The 16,018-nt window shown below is 44.8% G+C and carries 13 protein-coding genes; 7 read left to right on the top strand and 6 right to left on the bottom strand.

Annotation, left to right across the window (positions count from 1 at the left end):
- Positions 1-199: 199 nt before the first annotated feature.
- On the bottom strand, positions 200-1,198 hold the full coding sequence (locus OCV12_RS12670) for a substrate-binding domain-containing protein (protein WP_261884795.1): 999 nt from the start codon (positions 1,196-1,198) through the stop codon (positions 200-202).
- Between the two features lie 263 nt (positions 1,199-1,461).
- Complete coding sequence (gene ptsG / locus OCV12_RS12665; RefSeq protein ID WP_239848369.1) at positions 1,462-2,871, bottom strand: PTS glucose transporter subunit IIBC; 1,410 nt, start codon at positions 2,869-2,871, stop codon at positions 1,462-1,464.
- Between the two features lie 403 nt (positions 2,872-3,274).
- Here ptsG and OCV12_RS12660 point away from each other — a divergent pair, with 403 nt between their 5' ends.
- Together OCV12_RS12660 and OCV12_RS12655 are read left to right on the top strand one after the other, a co-directional pair.
- A complete protein-coding gene (locus OCV12_RS12660) occupies positions 3,275-5,059 on the top strand; it encodes an SgrR family transcriptional regulator (protein WP_261884794.1) in 1,785 nt (594 codons plus the stop codon).
- 153 nt (positions 5,060-5,212) lie between these two features.
- Positions 5,213-5,545 (top strand): tRNA-binding protein, encoded by a 333-nt coding sequence (locus OCV12_RS12655; RefSeq protein ID WP_102437284.1) that lies wholly within the window; start codon positions 5,213-5,215, stop codon positions 5,543-5,545.
- Between the two features lie 139 nt (positions 5,546-5,684).
- Here the strand turns inward: OCV12_RS12655 and OCV12_RS12650 are convergent, their stop codons facing one another.
- Positions 5,685-6,239 (bottom strand): gamma-glutamylcyclotransferase family protein, encoded by a 555-nt coding sequence (locus OCV12_RS12650; protein ID WP_239828687.1) that lies wholly within the window; start codon positions 6,237-6,239, stop codon positions 5,685-5,687.
- A 288-nt stretch (positions 6,240-6,527) separates the two neighbouring features.
- Between OCV12_RS12650 and OCV12_RS12645 the strand changes: the two genes are divergently transcribed.
- Complete coding sequence (locus OCV12_RS12645) at positions 6,528-7,712, top strand: NnrS family protein (protein WP_261884793.1); 1,185 nt, start codon at positions 6,528-6,530, stop codon at positions 7,710-7,712.
- Positions 7,713-7,796: 84 nt separating this feature from the next.
- Here the strand turns inward: OCV12_RS12645 and OCV12_RS12640 are convergent, their stop codons facing one another.
- Positions 7,797-8,807: an adenosine deaminase gene (locus OCV12_RS12640; RefSeq protein WP_261884792.1), complete on the bottom strand. Its 1,011-nt coding sequence runs from the start codon at positions 8,805-8,807 to the stop codon at positions 7,797-7,799.
- A 350-nt stretch (positions 8,808-9,157) separates the two neighbouring features.
- Here OCV12_RS12640 and OCV12_RS12635 point away from each other — a divergent pair, with 350 nt between their 5' ends.
- Positions 9,158-9,475, top strand: coding sequence for a DUF3622 domain-containing protein (locus tag OCV12_RS12635; RefSeq protein WP_017056240.1), 318 nt, complete (start codon positions 9,158-9,160; stop codon positions 9,473-9,475).
- 179 nt (positions 9,476-9,654) lie between these two features.
- Here OCV12_RS12635 and OCV12_RS12630 read toward each other — a convergent pair whose 3' ends face one another.
- Positions 9,655-10,701, bottom strand: a complete 1,047-nt coding sequence (locus OCV12_RS12630; protein ID WP_017633425.1) for a succinylglutamate desuccinylase/aspartoacylase family protein — start codon at positions 10,699-10,701, stop codon at positions 9,655-9,657.
- Positions 10,702-10,972: 271 nt separating this feature from the next.
- On the opposite strand from OCV12_RS12630, the gene OCV12_RS12625 reads away from it, so the two are divergent.
- The gene (locus OCV12_RS12625; RefSeq protein ID WP_017066819.1) at positions 10,973-11,512 is read left to right on the top strand and encodes a DUF3332 family protein; all 540 of its coding nucleotides are present in this window, start codon (positions 10,973-10,975) and stop codon (positions 11,510-11,512) included.
- 125 nt (positions 11,513-11,637) lie between these two features.
- On the opposite strand, the gene OCV12_RS12620 is transcribed toward OCV12_RS12625, so the two are convergent.
- Complete coding sequence (locus tag OCV12_RS12620) at positions 11,638-13,110, bottom strand: aminoacyl-histidine dipeptidase (protein ID WP_176680332.1); 1,473 nt, start codon at positions 13,108-13,110, stop codon at positions 11,638-11,640.
- Positions 13,111-14,174: 1,064 nt separating this feature from the next.
- On the opposite strand from OCV12_RS12620, the gene OCV12_RS12615 reads away from it, so the two are divergent.
- Positions 14,175-15,464 carry an NCS2 family permease gene (locus tag OCV12_RS12615; RefSeq protein ID WP_261884791.1) on the top strand — a complete coding sequence of 430 codons (1,290 nt, stop codon included), beginning with the start codon at positions 14,175-14,177 and terminating at the stop codon, positions 15,462-15,464.
- An 84-nt stretch (positions 15,465-15,548) separates the two neighbouring features.
- On the top strand, positions 15,549-16,013 hold the full coding sequence (locus OCV12_RS12610; protein ID WP_004741499.1) for a xanthine phosphoribosyltransferase: 465 nt from the start codon (positions 15,549-15,551) through the stop codon (positions 16,011-16,013).
- Positions 16,014-16,018 lie beyond the last annotated feature (5 nt).

Here is a 16,018-nt window from a genome sequence, read left to right as displayed (position 1 = left end):
TCAAGTTCTTTTGTTGATTTATGAATGGAGCGGTGTGATTGATTGCGCTGCTCTTGGGGGGATGAACAAAAGTGGCACCTAGCAATCGATGACCTAATAAGGGAGTAATTGTTGGGTACGAGAGTAAGGTAGGAAAGCCCTAACAGAAGCGATTCTGTTAGGGCTTTTTTTCGTTTGCTGTTTGGTCTGAGAACAGAACTTAGATTTTCTCTACCGAATTACGGCGCACCAAAGTTGGCGAGAACATCATTGGTTCTGCCGAGGTGTCTTCACCTTTGGCTAGGTTCAAAGCAAGTCGTGTTGCTTTCTCAGCCATCATTTGAATGGGGTAACGTATCGTAGTCAGCTTTGGATGAACATAGCGGGCAATCAAGCCATCATCGAATCCGATGATCGACATCTTTTCTGGCGCTTGGATTCCGTTCTCATCGAGTACCGACAAAGCACCTGCCGCCATGTAATCGTTGTAAGCCACAATGCCTGTAATTGGCAGTGACTTAGTGAGCAGGTTCGTCATCGCATATTCGCCACCATCACTGGTTGGCAGAGCCTGTTCAACATAGCTTTCAGACAACTCAATACCATACTCTTTCAGCGCGGCTTGGTAGCCTTCAACACGTTCGTTGGCATCTTCAATGCTTGAAGAGGAGGCGATACATGCAATATTTTTATGACCATGTCGGATTAAGTATTCAGTCGCGAGGAAGGCGCCTTTCTTGTTATCTAGGAAGATACAGCGATTGGCAATTTCTTCGATGTAACGGTTGATCAGCACTAAGCCTTTCACTTCTTTAGAGTAAGCGATCAGTTCTTCGTCAGTTAGGCCTTTAGAGTGGATGATCAGTGCATCACAGCGACTGTTGATCAGCAACTCAATCGCTTGTTGTTCTTCTTCACGATTGTGAGAACCATTGCCCACCAAGATGTGTTTACCGTTCTCTCTTGCAACGTTGTCGACCGATTTAACTAGCGTGCCGAAGAAAGGATCAGAAATATCACCCACCAACACACCGACGGTATTAGTGCTTTGGCTTACAAGCGCGCGGGCATTGGCATTTGGGCGATAGCCGAGTTTTGACATCGCTTTCGTTACCGACTCAATAGAGCTCGCACTGGCCTTCGGAGATTTGTTGATCACCCGAGATACGGTTGCGACTGATACACCGGATTCTTTTGCGACATCCTTAATTGTTGCCATGAGAGACCTTTCTGGGCTGAAAAATGTTAACCAAAGTATTAAACACGGATTGTGTAATAAGTGCAATTGGTGTTGATTCTATATTTCTAGATAAGCCTCTTAATATCTGAATTTATTAGGAAAATTAGATGTGTAAACGTTGTCCTAATTTATCAGAACAATTCAGGAGAATTCGGTAAGAAATAAAAATCGCGGCCAAAGTTTAGGCCGCGATTCCAGAGAACAAATGATAGATTTGCTCTGTTAACAGGATGACTCTCGAACTAGTTATTGTTCATCCAATCAAGCATTTGAGTTTTGTACACGTCACTGTTGCCACCAAAGATAGCTTGAACGCCTGTGCCTACTCGTACAACACCTGCGGCACCAAGTTGCTTCAGTTTTGCTTCGTCTACCTTGTCTTGTTCAGACACTTGGATTCTTAAACGTGTGATGCATGCGTCTGTGCTTAAGATGTTCTGCTTACCACCAAATGCACTTACCAATTCACTGGCGAATTCAGAGCTGGTGTCATTGATGACTTTACCGTTGTCTTGATCTTCACGGCCTGGTGTTTTCAAGTTGAACGTCTTGATAAACCAAGTAAACACAACATAGTAAAGTGCTGCATATGCCAGACCGAGTGGAATGATCATCCAACCTTTGGTCGAGATACCGAAGAAGGTCACATAGTCGATCAAACCCGCACTAAAGCTGTAGCCGTGTTTTACACCCAACAGAATACACAGTGGGTAAGCAAGACCAGCAATGATCGCGTGAATCACGTAAAGCACAGGCGAGATGAACATGAAAGCAAACTCGATTGGCTCTGTGATGCCGGTTAGGAAGGAAGTCAGTGCTGCTGAAATCATGATGCCCATAACCTTGGTGCGGTTCTCGGGTTTTGCTGCACGACCAATTGCGATAGCTGCGGCAGGAAGACCAAACATCTTAAATAGGAAGCCACCCGCTAGATTTCCGGCATTTGGATCGCCAGCGAAGAAGCGTGGGATTTCACCATGGAATACTTGCCCAGCCGAATTAATGAATTCGCCCGCTTGCAGTTGAATAATCACGTTAATCACATGATGAAGACCAAATGGGATCAGCGCACGTTCCGCGGTGCCATAAGCCCAAAATGCCATCAGTGGGTTTTGTTCTGTTGCCCAAGCACCGAACCAATCGATGCCTGCGCCAATCGGCTGCCAGATAAAGGCAATCGCGATACCCAAGAACAGCATCGAAAATGATGTCACGATTGGGACAAAGCGCTTACCCGCAAAGAAGGCCAAATAAGCGGGCATCTTAATGGTGTAAAAGCGGTTAAACATATAAGCGCCGACCGCACCCGAGATGATGCCGCCCAATACGCCGGTATCAATATGGTCAACACCCAGTACGCCCGCCATTACCTTCAGTGTTGCCACCAAAACGTAATAACCGATACCTGCCGCTACTGCACCCACGCCGTCATTATTGGTGAATGAAATCGCGACGCCTAATGCAAAAATCAGTGGTAGGTTACCAAATACGGCGCCACCGGCTTCGGCCATTAACTCGGAAACCACAGGCGGGATAAACCCAAATTGCGCCGAGCCAATACCCAACAAAATACCCGCCGCAGGCATTGAGGCTATGGGCAACATTAAGGCTTTACCGACCTTAGACAGGTTGGCAAAAAAGTTAGCAAACATAAATATACTCCAATTTGTTATATAAAATTTGGGGCGCGCATCATCGGTGAGTAATGGCAAAAGGGGGACTAGCGATAGCAGCGAGATTATGGTTTGCAGGGGGTAGGAGCATAAACATAAAGTAGGTTGCTATCGCTAAAGCTTTTAAAGTGTGGATTTGCCGATGCTGGAAAGAGGCTTTTCTTGTGAATGCTTTTTTCACTCAATAACCGATGAGTTGTCTTCAGCTGAATTACTCAACCGTAGAGCTGCGCTAGAATCTATGGTTATTTTTGCTAAAAATGAGGTAGGGAAAAAGAGCGTGATTTTTAGGTTTTAAGTTCCCTATAACGAAGTTTTTAGACTTTTTTACTTGAGTTAGGTACTGGTGAGCTAATATAAGGAACTCAAACTTAGTTTTGGAGTGCCTGTTTTGGAAAGCATTAACCTTTTTCGATACTACGAACGCCTAGAAGAATTTGAATTGCTGGTCGAGCATGCCGTCACGCTTGCTGAGACCTCAGACAAGATGTGTACCAGCCCACGACACGCACGTGCGATTCTCAAGCAGATGAGTGAACTCAAGTGGATTGCTTGGATACCACGAGTCGGGCGAAATCAGCGTTCAACTCTGATTCGTCGTATTGACCGCACCGAGGTAAAACGTGCGATTGCCTTAGAGTGGATCAAAGAGAGCAAGTACGACCGAGCTCTGGAGTTTCTCGACTACAACCAAGTGGTGTTCGAACAGCTGCTCAAGCAAACCTCAGGAACGCAGGTGAAGGAGGGAAAGGTCAGTGTTCAGCTTACTTATAATCGACCATTTGCTTCTCTTAACCCGACAACGCCACATCGAAACAGCGAACGCTACCTGATTCGTCAGATCCACTCTTGCTTAGTATCAATGACCCCAGAAGGCGAACTGATTCCGAACATCGCACACCACTGGGAAGCAAACCAAGATTGGACTGTATGGACGTTCTATCTTCGTCCTTCTGTGAGTTTTCATTCGGGCGGTAAAGTTGATGCGGAGGTTGTCGCGCAGCTGTTACTTGAGCTGCAAGGGCTTCCTTATTACCAAAACGAACTCGAACATCTAGAGTCGATTACGGTTGAAACTCCTTATCGATTTTCCGTTCAGCTCAATCGCCGAGACAAAGGCTTTGCGGCATTAATGAGTGATTTAAAGTACTCACTTCAACCTCCGGAACAACTCAAAAACTCATCGTCTAACGTGGTTGGCTGCGGCATCTTCGCCCTTGAACTGCATTCAGACAGCAAGCTTATCTTGGCGGCCAACGAGCACTTTCATGGCTTTCGTTCTCTGACGGATAAAGTGACGATTTGGTCTTTGAATGCAGCAACGGCGAACCATGACCAAACCTCTGGCGATTTACAGACGCTTCCTGACACAGAGCAGTACTCTAAGAAGATCATCACCAACGCGACTAGTGAGCCGAGTGAAAGTGCTTTGGACACTGGAAATACTGCTGACATGCCACACACCGCATTAAGAGCTCGGATTGAGGAAGGGTGTCTGTTTGTTATTTTCAACCAGAATAACTCGAGCTTGTCATACCCTCAGCGTCGTTGGTTGAGTGAACGACTCAATGGAGAGCAGATTTGGCGTCAGCTTGAATTAAATGAAACGACTTTTGGCGCCGAAATCGCCCATAATTTCTTTCCTTTCTGGCACAACGTCAAACACATCAGGAGCCAACCGATCGAATTGCCTCGCTCGGTTGAGATTGCCTGTTATTCCCACTTAGGTGTTCAACGAAGTGCCAAAGCCGCTGTGCAAATATTGGCGAAAGAGGGGATTGAAGCGCAGATTAATCTTTATTCATTTGAAGCCTTTATAGAGAAAGCGCAGGGCGATGGTTTCAGTGAAGAGATTGTTTTAAGCAGCCTTAACCTTGATGACAACCGCCAAGTATCGGCGCTGTTGTTCTTTCTGAGTGATCCGGTTTTGCATGCCACGATTGGCTCTGAAGTGAGTGAATGGCTGGTGGCCGAGCTCAATCGCACTCGAGAAGATTTCTCACCCAATGAATATCTTAATCAACTTGAGCAGCTCGGGTCTGTTCTTATCTATGAAGGCTTGATTTGCCCAATGCTTCATCACAGGCAAACGCTCAGCTTTCTCGATGTTTTTAAAGGCGTTGAAATCACGGCTTGGGGTTGGCCCAAATTAAGTGAGATTTGGTAACTGTCGCTGACAAATTTTATGATCTTTACTTATCAGAATGAGATCTTTACCGCTTGTAATTATTAGGCTTACTGCTAATGTTAGATTTTAGTTTTACTTAGTTTTAGTAAATTATTTGATAAGTGAAAAATCAATCAATATAGGAAGTGAGAAATGGATACTGTCTCTTATGGCGACTTTGCTAAGTTAGAAATGCGTGTGGGTAAGATTATCGAGGTTGTGCGTCATGAAAATGCAGACAAGCTATACATCGTGCAAGTGGATGTGGGAGAGAAGACGCTACAAACAGTGACCAGCCTAGTCCCTTATTACACAGAAGAAGAGTTGATGGGCAAGCAGGTTGTTGTGCTGTGTAATTTAGCGAAGGCTAAGATGAGAGGCCACACTTCTGAATGCATGCTGCTGTGTGCAGAAACGGATGATGAATCTGAAAGCGTATTGCTGACACCAGAACGTGCGATGCCAGCTGGTATTCGAGTGGTTTAAGCTGTCTATTTTAGTCGGTGAGCCTATTCGTTATAAGCTCATCGACTTTTCTGTTCTCAAAGCTCCAAACTTATCAAAGATCCAAAATACCAAAACTCCAAAATTATCACAGTTCCAAACTTACCAGCGGCCTCAAAGACTAGCTGCGAACACTCAGTATCAAACCATCAATCACACTGTGGTGGTGATCAGAAACGCCAGCAAGGTTGCCGTATTTTGGCTGGTGGCGATCATTTTCTAATGGGTGGTGCCAGCCTTGTGTGTGTTCCACAAAGTGCGCGGCAAAGCTTTCAGATACCTCTAAACATCCTGCCATAACGGTATCGACATAGGTTTGAACGATAGGGCTGTTTTCACAAGGCGCTTGAATCTCGTCTTTGATGTATACCCAGATCGATTGATCCGTTTTAAAGTCAGTTTGGCTCTCTATCTGATCAGCTTTCAATTCGATTCGGTGATAGCCGCGTTCACGACGATCAAATTCCGCCAATGCCACATCATCCACTTCAAGCAAAACACCGTTCACTTGCCCTTCACCAAGGTTGACGATCAAAGGGGATAACACGTAACTGTCATCGATCTTACTCCAATGGCGCACTAAGCCATGAACAATCGCTGGGATCGCTTGACCTGTTTGACCGGTAAGTTGACGTGAAGATGAGTTGATCAAGCTGCCATAACCAAAAATATACATCGCGTTCCTTGTCTGTTCTTTTGTATTTGAGACTAGTCTTACTATATGTGGCGAGATGGCAAAAGTCAGTAAGTTTCTATTTACACACCTATATGTCTTTATGACTCTTTTGGTTGTGTTTTTTTGACTTGTTTATTGGCTAGTCAATCTCGTGAGTGGCTGTTTTTACTGGCTTTATCTAATTGGCGCGTTTCATGCAATATGATCTGTATATTGCATCGAATTTGATGCACACCAAATTTGGTTTAGGTAATACCTTGGCCGCTTATCTGAGAATTAGGAGCGAGTTTGTTAAATATCACAGATAAAAGTGTAGAAGATGCGATTCCAGCCTACCTGCGTTTAGGCTTTCGACCTTTCTTCTTTTTGGGCAGTCTCTATGCCGTGATTGCGATTGTGGCTTGGGTCATCATGTTCCAAAACGGTCAGCCTGAGATTTTAAACGTTCCCGCACTGTGGTGGCACGTGCATGAGATGCTGTTTGGTTTTTCGATGGCGATTGTTGTCGGCTTTGTGCTTACAGCCGTGCAAACTTGGACAGGGGTCAATGGCACCAAGCATTATCGATTAGCTGTGCTCGTCGGATTGTGGTTGGCGCCTCGTATTCTGTTTTGGACTCCGGCCCCGCTGTGGCTGATCTCTTCGATTGAAGCGCTGTTCTTAATCTTCGCGGCTTACGAGATCGGTTTCCGTGTCGTGAAGTCGAAAGGTTGGAAGAACTTGTTCTTCGTACCGCTGTTTATATTGGCTATCGTGGCGAACTTTGCGAGCTACGCGACCATTAAAGGTATGCCTCCGTTTCCATCATCAGCGGTATGGCAAGCGATGTTGTGGTGGTTTACGTTGTTGCTGTCTGTAATGGGCGGACGAGTGATTCCATTCTTTACCGCTCGTCGCTTCGACTTTGAGAAAGCGCAGCCATTGGTGTGGTTGGAATGGTTGGCAAACTTGCCTTTGGTAGGGCTGTTTGTTCTGAGCTTCTTCCCACTCACCTTTGCTCAAGTAGGTAATGAGTTAATGGTGTTTGCTGGCGTGACTCAGTTAGTCCGCTTTATCCGTTGGAAGCCTTGGACAACCTTGTCTGAGCCTTTGGTGTGGTCACTGCACGCGGCTTACTTGTGTATTCCTCTATGCTTACTGCTACGTGGTTTGTTAGATAACCCATTTGCGAGTCATAACATGCTGCACCTGTTTGCGATTGGTGGCTTGAGCGGTTTGATTCTTGCGATGATTACCCGTGTGACAATGGGGCACACCGGTCGTGCGATTTACAAAGGACCAAGCATGGCGCTAGCTTTCTCAGCGATATTTATTGCCGCACTAGTTCGTAGTTTAGGCGTGACTTTCTTCCCTGCTTATCTGTTTGAGATGGTTAACATCAGCGCGGGCTTATGGACGTTGGCATTCGGTCTGTTTATCTGGAAATTTGGCATGATGCTATTAACTCCACGAGTGGATGGTCATCCGGGCTAAGTTAATTTCAGCCTATTGATTAAAAAGGGAAGCGTTGAGCTTCCCTTTTTTGAGCGTGTTGAAAAGTGCGGTCATTCCAATAAATCATTCACTATGCGCTGCAAGGTATTGGCGTATTTGGGTGATGAGGTCTTCTTTGGCGTGAGGGGAGATAAAGCTCGCCTCGACGGCGTTAATGCTGAACTGCGCTAACTCTTGATGAGTGAGTGGGTGTGCATTGGCGACGGCTAGGAAGTTGTCATTCATGTAGCCACCAAAGTAAGCGGGATCATCGGAATTGATGGTGACACAAAGCCCTTTTCGTAGCAGTTCAACAATGTTGTGGTCTTGCATGGTGTCGAAGACTTTTAGCTTGGTATTCGATAGCGGACAGACCGTTAGTGGAATACGTTTCGCTGCCAACTCTTCTACTAATTCAGCGTCATCGATACAGCGAACGCCATGGTCAATTCGAGTGATGCCCAACAAGCTCAACGCATCGATAATGTTTTGCGCGGGGCCTTCTTCCCCCGCGTGCGCGACGGTCAGAAAACCTTGGTTGATGGCTTCTTGGAATACATGTTTAAACTTCTCAGGCGGGTTGCCTTGCTCGGATGAATCTAGCCCAACCGCAATGATTTTGTCTTTGTAGGGAAGGGCTTGTTGGAGTGTCTCGAACGCGCTGTCTTCATCAAGATGACGTAGAAAACACATGATAAGTTGGCTGCTGATCCCGAGTTCCAGTGAGGCTTGCTCTAGTGCTTGGGTAATGCCACCTACAATCGTGTCAAAGGCGATGCCTTGTTCAGTGTGGGTTTGAGGGTCGAAGAATATCTCAGTGTGAACCACGTTATCTTGTTGGCATTTCAACAGGTAAGCCCACGTCAGATCGTAGAAATCTTGCTGGTGGATCAGCACGTTGGCGCCTTGATAATAGATGTCGAGAAACGATTGAAGATTGTGGAATTGGTATGCGTCTCGCACTTGGTCTGGGGTTTCAAAAGGAATTGACACGTTATTACGCTTGGCGAGCTCAAACATCAGCTCTGGTTCTAATGTGCCTTCTATGTGTAAGTGCAGCTCAACCTTCGGTAAATTTTTGATGAAGCTATCCATAGCAACTCCTTAGCTATTTTAATTATGGGCGGAGTAGGTGAGATGTGAGCGCCTATCAATAGGAAGCCTTAGGCGATTCATTCATCTCTGTTTGAGCATAGTTCATTTCATTGTGGTCGATAAAACAGTGCTTAAATTGGTGGTGAATAGAGGCTAACCAAAGAATTGAAATGAGCCGCAAACGATTTGCTGCATAGGAGTGTGATCCGCTGCAAATATTTGCAGCAATATTCATTGATTTGTGCTCTAATACCGCGCTTACCAAGGGATGGTGTTAAAAGATGCTCACTTAGATGGAGTTATCAAAGTTGACCGATCCCTTAATGATCTCCCTTAGGAAAAAATAGAACATGTCTAAGAACAAAAAATTTGATATCCGCCTTACAGAAAAACGCAACGGTTGGTGTGCAGAGATTACTCGTCAAGTTACGTCTCGCAGCACAACAGTATCTAAGCGTGAGTCTGGTTTCGAAACTGAAGCTCTTGCACAAGAGTGGGCTGAGAAAGAGCTAGCATCTTTCATCGCAAACCAAGCTGAACGTAACGAGCGTAAATCAGAACAGCGTAAAGAGCGTGACGAACTACGTCACACTAAAGAGCTTAAAGCTGAGCAAGCACGTGAAGCACGCGCTAAAGCTCGTGCAGAAGAGCAAGAAGACGCTGAGTAATTCGGTGCACGATTAACTTATAGGTCCCTTAATTTTAAGATAAGGAACTTATAAAAAAAGCCCCAATATAGTCACCTATATTGGGGCTTTTTCGTTTGTGGAGTTCGTTTCTATTTTGTTTAAGATCGACGTTTTTAGCTTTAGCTTGTCGCTTTTGACGTCGATCTCTTAATCTTTAATCAGTTGTTTAGAGCTGTTAGCCAATCGTCTTCTGCTACTTCTTCAATGTAGCTCTCTACTGATTGCCCCACTTCTTCATCGTCTTGCTTGAAGTAAGCGATGTGGAACACAGCATCACCTTCGTTTACCAAAGGCAGAGTCTGCTGACCAATCACGATACCGCCTTTGGTCGTGATCACTTGGCCTTCTTGGTGACCTAGCGGAGAGCTGATGTAAGCCAGAGTTTGTCCTGCTTCAACTTGTTCGCCCAGTCTTACCATATTACGCAAGATGCCGTCTGATTCAGCGCGGATCCAGCTGGTTGATTTACTCAATACAGGCTCTGGCAACTTCTTACGGTTCGGGCGCAGCATACCGATTTCTTTCATTACTTGGTGAATACCCAAGTAACCAGCACGAATCGCTAGATGATCGAAACGCAGCGCTTCACCACCTTCGTAAGTTAATACAGGAATACCAAGTTTTTCTGCTTCGCTACGCAGTGAACCGTCACGCAGTGGAGAGTCAATAATCACTGGTGTTGCGAATGCTTTCGCAATACGCATTGTTTCTGGGTTCGATAGGTTTGCACGAATCTGTGGCAGATTGGTACGGTGAATCGCGCCCGTGTGAAGATCTAAGATGTAATCACAGTGCTTCGCCACGTTCTCGAAGAAAGTGTAAGCGATACGTGATGTTAGCGATCCTTTCTCACTACCTGGGAAGCAACGGTTTAGGTCGCGACGGTCTGGTAGGTAACGAGACTTATGGATGAAGCCGAACACGTTAACGATAGGCACGACAATCAAGGTACCTTTCAGTTTCTTTGGATCGATAGCGTTCGTCAGTTGTCGAGCAATCTCAACACCGTTTAGCTCATCGCCGTGGATCGCTGCGTTTACCATCAGTGTTGGGCCCGCTTGGCGACCGTGAATGATTTCAATCGGGATCGAAAGTGGAGAGTGCGTGTAAAGCTGAGCTGCTTGCAGTTCAATCTCCATTCGTTGTCCTGGCTGAACAGTATAACCAAGTAATTCGAATGGTTGATTAGGTTTTAGTCTTGCCATTTAGGTTGTTCTCAACATGGTGATAATTCGTTAACACGGAATGTATCAATCGTTGATTTTTAGTACGAATCAATCACTTTACGGTGACGACAAAAGTTTTTTATGATGGGGCTTCAGAATTGGTTTCTGTTTTTGATTTGGTGAATTGGAGGGTGTTTCAAATTGTGAATTTCCTGACAATACATTGATTTAACTCTGATATTTTTTGTTTGCTTGCTTGGTATTATCCATCGCCATTTTTTGGCGGCCAAATTCAAATATCGAGATAAAAATGAAAAAAACAATTTCAAAAGTCGTTGCACTGGCGGTGGTTTCTGTCGCTTTATCTGGCTGTGTTGGTAGTAACGCAGTAACGGGTTACCTAATGAAGTTCAACGTTAAGGCTGTTGATAACCGTTACGCACGTGGTGGTTTGAACATGCTACTTGCACCTGCTTACGGCCTAACGGTTGCTGCTGATTACCTGGTATTCAACTCACTAGAGTTTTGGACTGGTAGCAACCCACTGACTGGTTCTCCTCACATCTTTGATACAAAGACTGATACTTACCTAGACATTAACCATCAGTTGGATCCGTCTCTAACGGAAGCGCCTGTTGGTCCTATCACGAGTGCAGATGTGATCGAGAAGGGGCAAATGCAGCAGATTGATGAAAACACGATCCAAATGGACATTACTTACCAATCAGGTGAGCGTGCGACGTTGATTGGTGTTCGTGATGGCGAGATGGTGACGTACTTCATCGATGGAGAAGTTGTAGCACAAACTTCAATTGATGAGCTAGAGAGCTACGCGGCTTCACGCGCTTAGTTGCTCCTTTAGTCACAAAGATTAGATAAAAAAACAGGTACTCATTGAGTACCTGTTTTATTTTGTTTCGAATAAAAGATGCTTACTGAAAAGCACCTTTTACTGAACAAACATAGCTGATCGAATTAAGCTTTTTCTGGGATTGCTTCAAGCAGTGCAACCATTTGGTTCCAGAATAGCTCAACGGTGTCGATCTTCACTTTCTCATCTGGAGAGTGAGGGAACTTGATCGTTGGGCCGAAAGAAACCATATCCATGTTCGGGTAAGGTTCTTTGAATAGACCACACTCAAGACCAGCATGGATAACCATGATGTTTGGCTTGTGACCGTAGATGCCTTCGTACATGTCGCGGAAGATGTGCATGATTTCTGAATCAGCGTCTGGCTTCCAACCTGGGTAAGCGCCAGAGAACGCGATGTTCGCGCCTGCTAGTTCAGCAACAGAGTTCAGCATGCCTTCAACTTGCTTACGACCAGAGTCGATCAGAGAACGAATCAGGCAAAGTACAGTGATTGAGTTCTCTTCTGTAGTGATAACACCAACGTTTAGAGACGTTTCAACAACACCTTCGATCTCGTCACTCATACGAATCACGCCGTTTGGCGCCGCGTTTAGTGCAGCGATAAAGCGAGCTTGGTCTGCTGCTGCTAGAGCGCCCATTTCAACCGAAGCTTCTTCGTTGAAAGTAACAATGCTGTCTTCTACTTTACCTAGCTCTGTTGAAAGAAGCTCTGTGTAGTAGTTGTATAGCGAAGCCAGTTTCTCTTGGTTTGCAGCAGGTACAGCAACTGTTACGAAGCCTTCACGAGGAATCGCGTTACGAAGGCTACCACCTTTGAATTCTACAATGCGTAGGTCTAGCTCTTTCGCGTGACCCGCTAAGAAGCGAGCAAGCAGTTTGTTCGCGTTTGCACGACCAGTGTGGATGTCACAACCAGAGTGACCGCCTTTAAGGCCTTTTAGCGTTAGCTTGCGTGTTACGAAGTCAGCAGGAATTGCGTTACGTGCCACATCAAATGTCATTGCGCCGTCGATACCGCCAGCACAACCCATGTACACTTCGCCTTCTTGCTCAGAATCGGTGTTAAGAAGGATGTCACCTTCTAACCAACCCGCTTCAAGACCGAAAGCACCTGTCATGCCTGCTTCTTCGTCTACTGTTAGTAGAACTTCGATAGGGCCGTGCTTGATTTCGTTTGAAGCCAGAACTGCCAAACAAGAAGCCATGCCCATGCCGTTATCAGCGCCAAGCGTTGTGCCTTTTGCTGTAACCCACTCACCATCAATGTATGGTTGGATTGGATCTTTAGCGAAGTCATGAACGGTGTCTTCGTTCTTTTGTGGAACCATATCGATGTGAGCTTGTAGCACCACACCTTTTTTGTTTTCCATACCCGGCGTTGCTGGCTTCTTGATGAATACGTTGCCCGTTGGGTCACGACGTACATCTAGGCCTTGCTCTGTTGCCCAAGCAATAATGTATTGAGCAAGCTCTTCTTCATGCTTTGAAGGGTGTGGGATTGAGCAAATCTTATCGAAGAACTGCCAAATAGGGGCAGGGGATAATTTACTGATCTCAGAATGGAATTCAGACACGGATGACTCCTTTTTTATTTGATAACCATATATTTAGGATTTTTATAGGTAAAAACTTAGAACAAAAATCTAAAATATGGGTCTGTTTTGATGGCAACAGCATACCACTAGAGTGTTTTGACGAGTAGCGCTTCTAAACCTGAAATGCCTCAAATTTTGAACGCCATCTTGTTCATTTGATCTTGAATAAGTGTATTGATGCTTATAAATGGTGCAAGCAAACGTTTGTTTAAGTCTATTTTGTAATTTAATTACGAAATTAAGTTTGCAAAATAACCACAAATGGCAAAAAGTGTGACCTGTAGCAAAAAATACTTGTAATCTTTTTTCTTTGAGGTATATTAATAACCAACTTCTGAAGTGAAGAGTAAATGCTCAAAGGATGAGTCCGTTTTATCGCCTCCAAGGAACCGAGAAATCAAATTCGTTTTTTATTGATTTATTAAGGTGATAGTTATGAAAGGTTTACCATCTGCAATGTTCTGGCTTAACAGCTCTGTTTACACTAGCAACTTTGCATACCCTACAAGCTTCGGTTACTAATACCGTAAGCATGTAACTCGAACAGTTTTGTTCACCCCTATATATTGGAATTCTTTTACAGCCCTTTTGGTTGACAGATTCTACCGCCACTCAGTTTTGAGTGGCGTTTTTTTTGCCTGCTACTTTTCCACACCGCTTTATCTTGTCATTTTCCCTGCTGTTCTGCGTGGTTGTTTTTTAAACGCCAAAATATCAATTTGCGCCTTATTACTGATCCTGTTGAAAAATACACAACTCTTGTGGGTTTGAGTTCAGAATTTAATGGCTAGATTCTCTATCAAAATAACCGATGGTCGAAAAAGTAACCAAGATTTTTTATTGGGCTGAATGGCTTTAATTGACTGTTTATTATGGTTATTTATTGGGGATCACTTCGCTTTTAATCGCTTTGTTTCATACGGCATTCTGATAAATATCGATTAGAGCCTTAATTCTATCTGGAATTTGTTATTTGATAACTTTATAATCCACAGCCAATCGATTACGCAACCGTTTACTTTTTACCCTTATAGGATTCGATAATGTTCGAAAAGCTATTCAAACTCAGTGAAAACGGCACCAATGTGCGCACTGAAATCATCGCAGGTCTAACAACCTTCCTAACAATGGCTTACATCATTTTTGTAAACCCAATGATTCTAGCTGATGCTGGTATGGACCATGGCGCTGTATTTGTAGCAACCTGTTTAGCGGCTGCTATTGGCTGTTTCATCATGGGCTTTGTTGCTAACTACCCAATCGCTCAAGCACCAGGTATGGGTTTGAACGCATTCTTTACCTACGCAGTAGTTATGGGTATGGGTTATACGTGGCAAGTTGCTCTGGCAGCGGTTTTCGTATCAGGCGTAATTTTCATTTTCTTAAGTATCTTTAAGATCCGTGAATGGATTATCAACTCGATTCCTATGTCTCTACGTGTTGGTATCTCTGCGGGTATCGGTCTTTTCCTAGCGTTTATTGCACTGAGCAATGCTGGCGTCGTTGTTTCTAACCCAGCAACTAAAGTATCTCTGGGCGATATTACGGCGATTGCTCCTATCCTAGGTTCATTAGGCTTCTTCCTTACTATTGCTCTTGTTCACCGTGGTGTGAAAGGCGCAGTAATGATTGCTATTCTAGCGATCACAGCTCTTGGTATTATTATTGGTGACGTTCAATACGGCGGCATCATGTCTACACCACCAAGCCTAGCTCCTACGTTCATGCAGCTTGATTTCTCTGCTGTATTTGAAATCGGTATGATTTCAGTAGTATTCGCATTCTTGTTCGTCGATTTGTTCGATACAGCGGGTACGCTAGTGGGTGTTGCAACGAAAGCAAACCTAATCAAAGAAGACGGTAAACTACCTCGTCTAAACAAAGCACTGCTTGCTGACTCTACAGCAACGTCTATTGGTGCATTGCTAGGTACATCAAACACGACTTCTTATGTAGAGAGTGTTGCCGGTGTCGCTGAAGGTGGTCGTACAGGTCTAACAGCGGTTGTTGTTGGTATCTTATTCCTATTGGCTCTTTTCTTCTCGCCACTTGCAGGTATGATTCCGGCTTACGCAACATCAGGCGCGCTTTTCTATGTAGCAATTCTGATGATGTCTGGCCTAGTTGGCATTGATTGGCGTGATCTTACGGAAGCTGCACCAGTCGTGGTAACATGTCTGCTAATGCCGCTGACGTACTCTATCGCTGAGGGTATCTCACTAGGTTTCATCGCTTACGCTGCAATTAAGCTGCTAAGTGGTAAAGGTCGCGACGTTTCGCCTGCTGTGTGGGTAATGTCGGCTATCTTTATTCTTAAATACATTTTCGCTTAATCGTCTAGATTTCTGCTTAATCGCTGAAGGGGCTATGCACGACATAGCCTCTAATAACATGACAAAATTATTAGGTTTTATACTATGAGCAACAAATTCGTTATCACTTGGGACAACATGCAGACTTACTGCCGTCAACTAGCTGAAAAGCAAATGCCAGCAGAACAGTGGAAAGGCATCTGGGCAGTAAGCCGTGGTGGTTTGGTTCCTGGTGCAATCTTGGCTCGTGAGCTAGGTATTCGTCACGTAGATACGATTTGTATTTCTAGCTACGACCACGATCACCAACGTGATATGACAGTAGTTAAAGCACCTGAAGGTGACGGCGAAGGCTTCCTAATCGTTGAAGACCTAGTGGACAGTGGTGACACTGCACGCAAGCTTCGCGAAATGTACCCGAAAGCGAAACTAATCGCAGTATGTGCAAAGCCATCTGGCGCACACCTACTAGACGAGTACATCGTAGATATCGCTCAAGACACATGGATTGAGCAACCTTGGGATACTAGCCTAAGCTACGTTGAGCCAGTAAATCGCAAGTCAAAATAAGCGTA

Origin of the sequence: Vibrio pomeroyi, assembly GCF_024347595.1 — a bacterium.
GTDB lineage: Bacteria > Pseudomonadota > Gammaproteobacteria > Enterobacterales > Vibrionaceae > Vibrio > Vibrio pomeroyi.
This window is presented reverse-complemented; position numbering and strand designations above follow the sequence as displayed.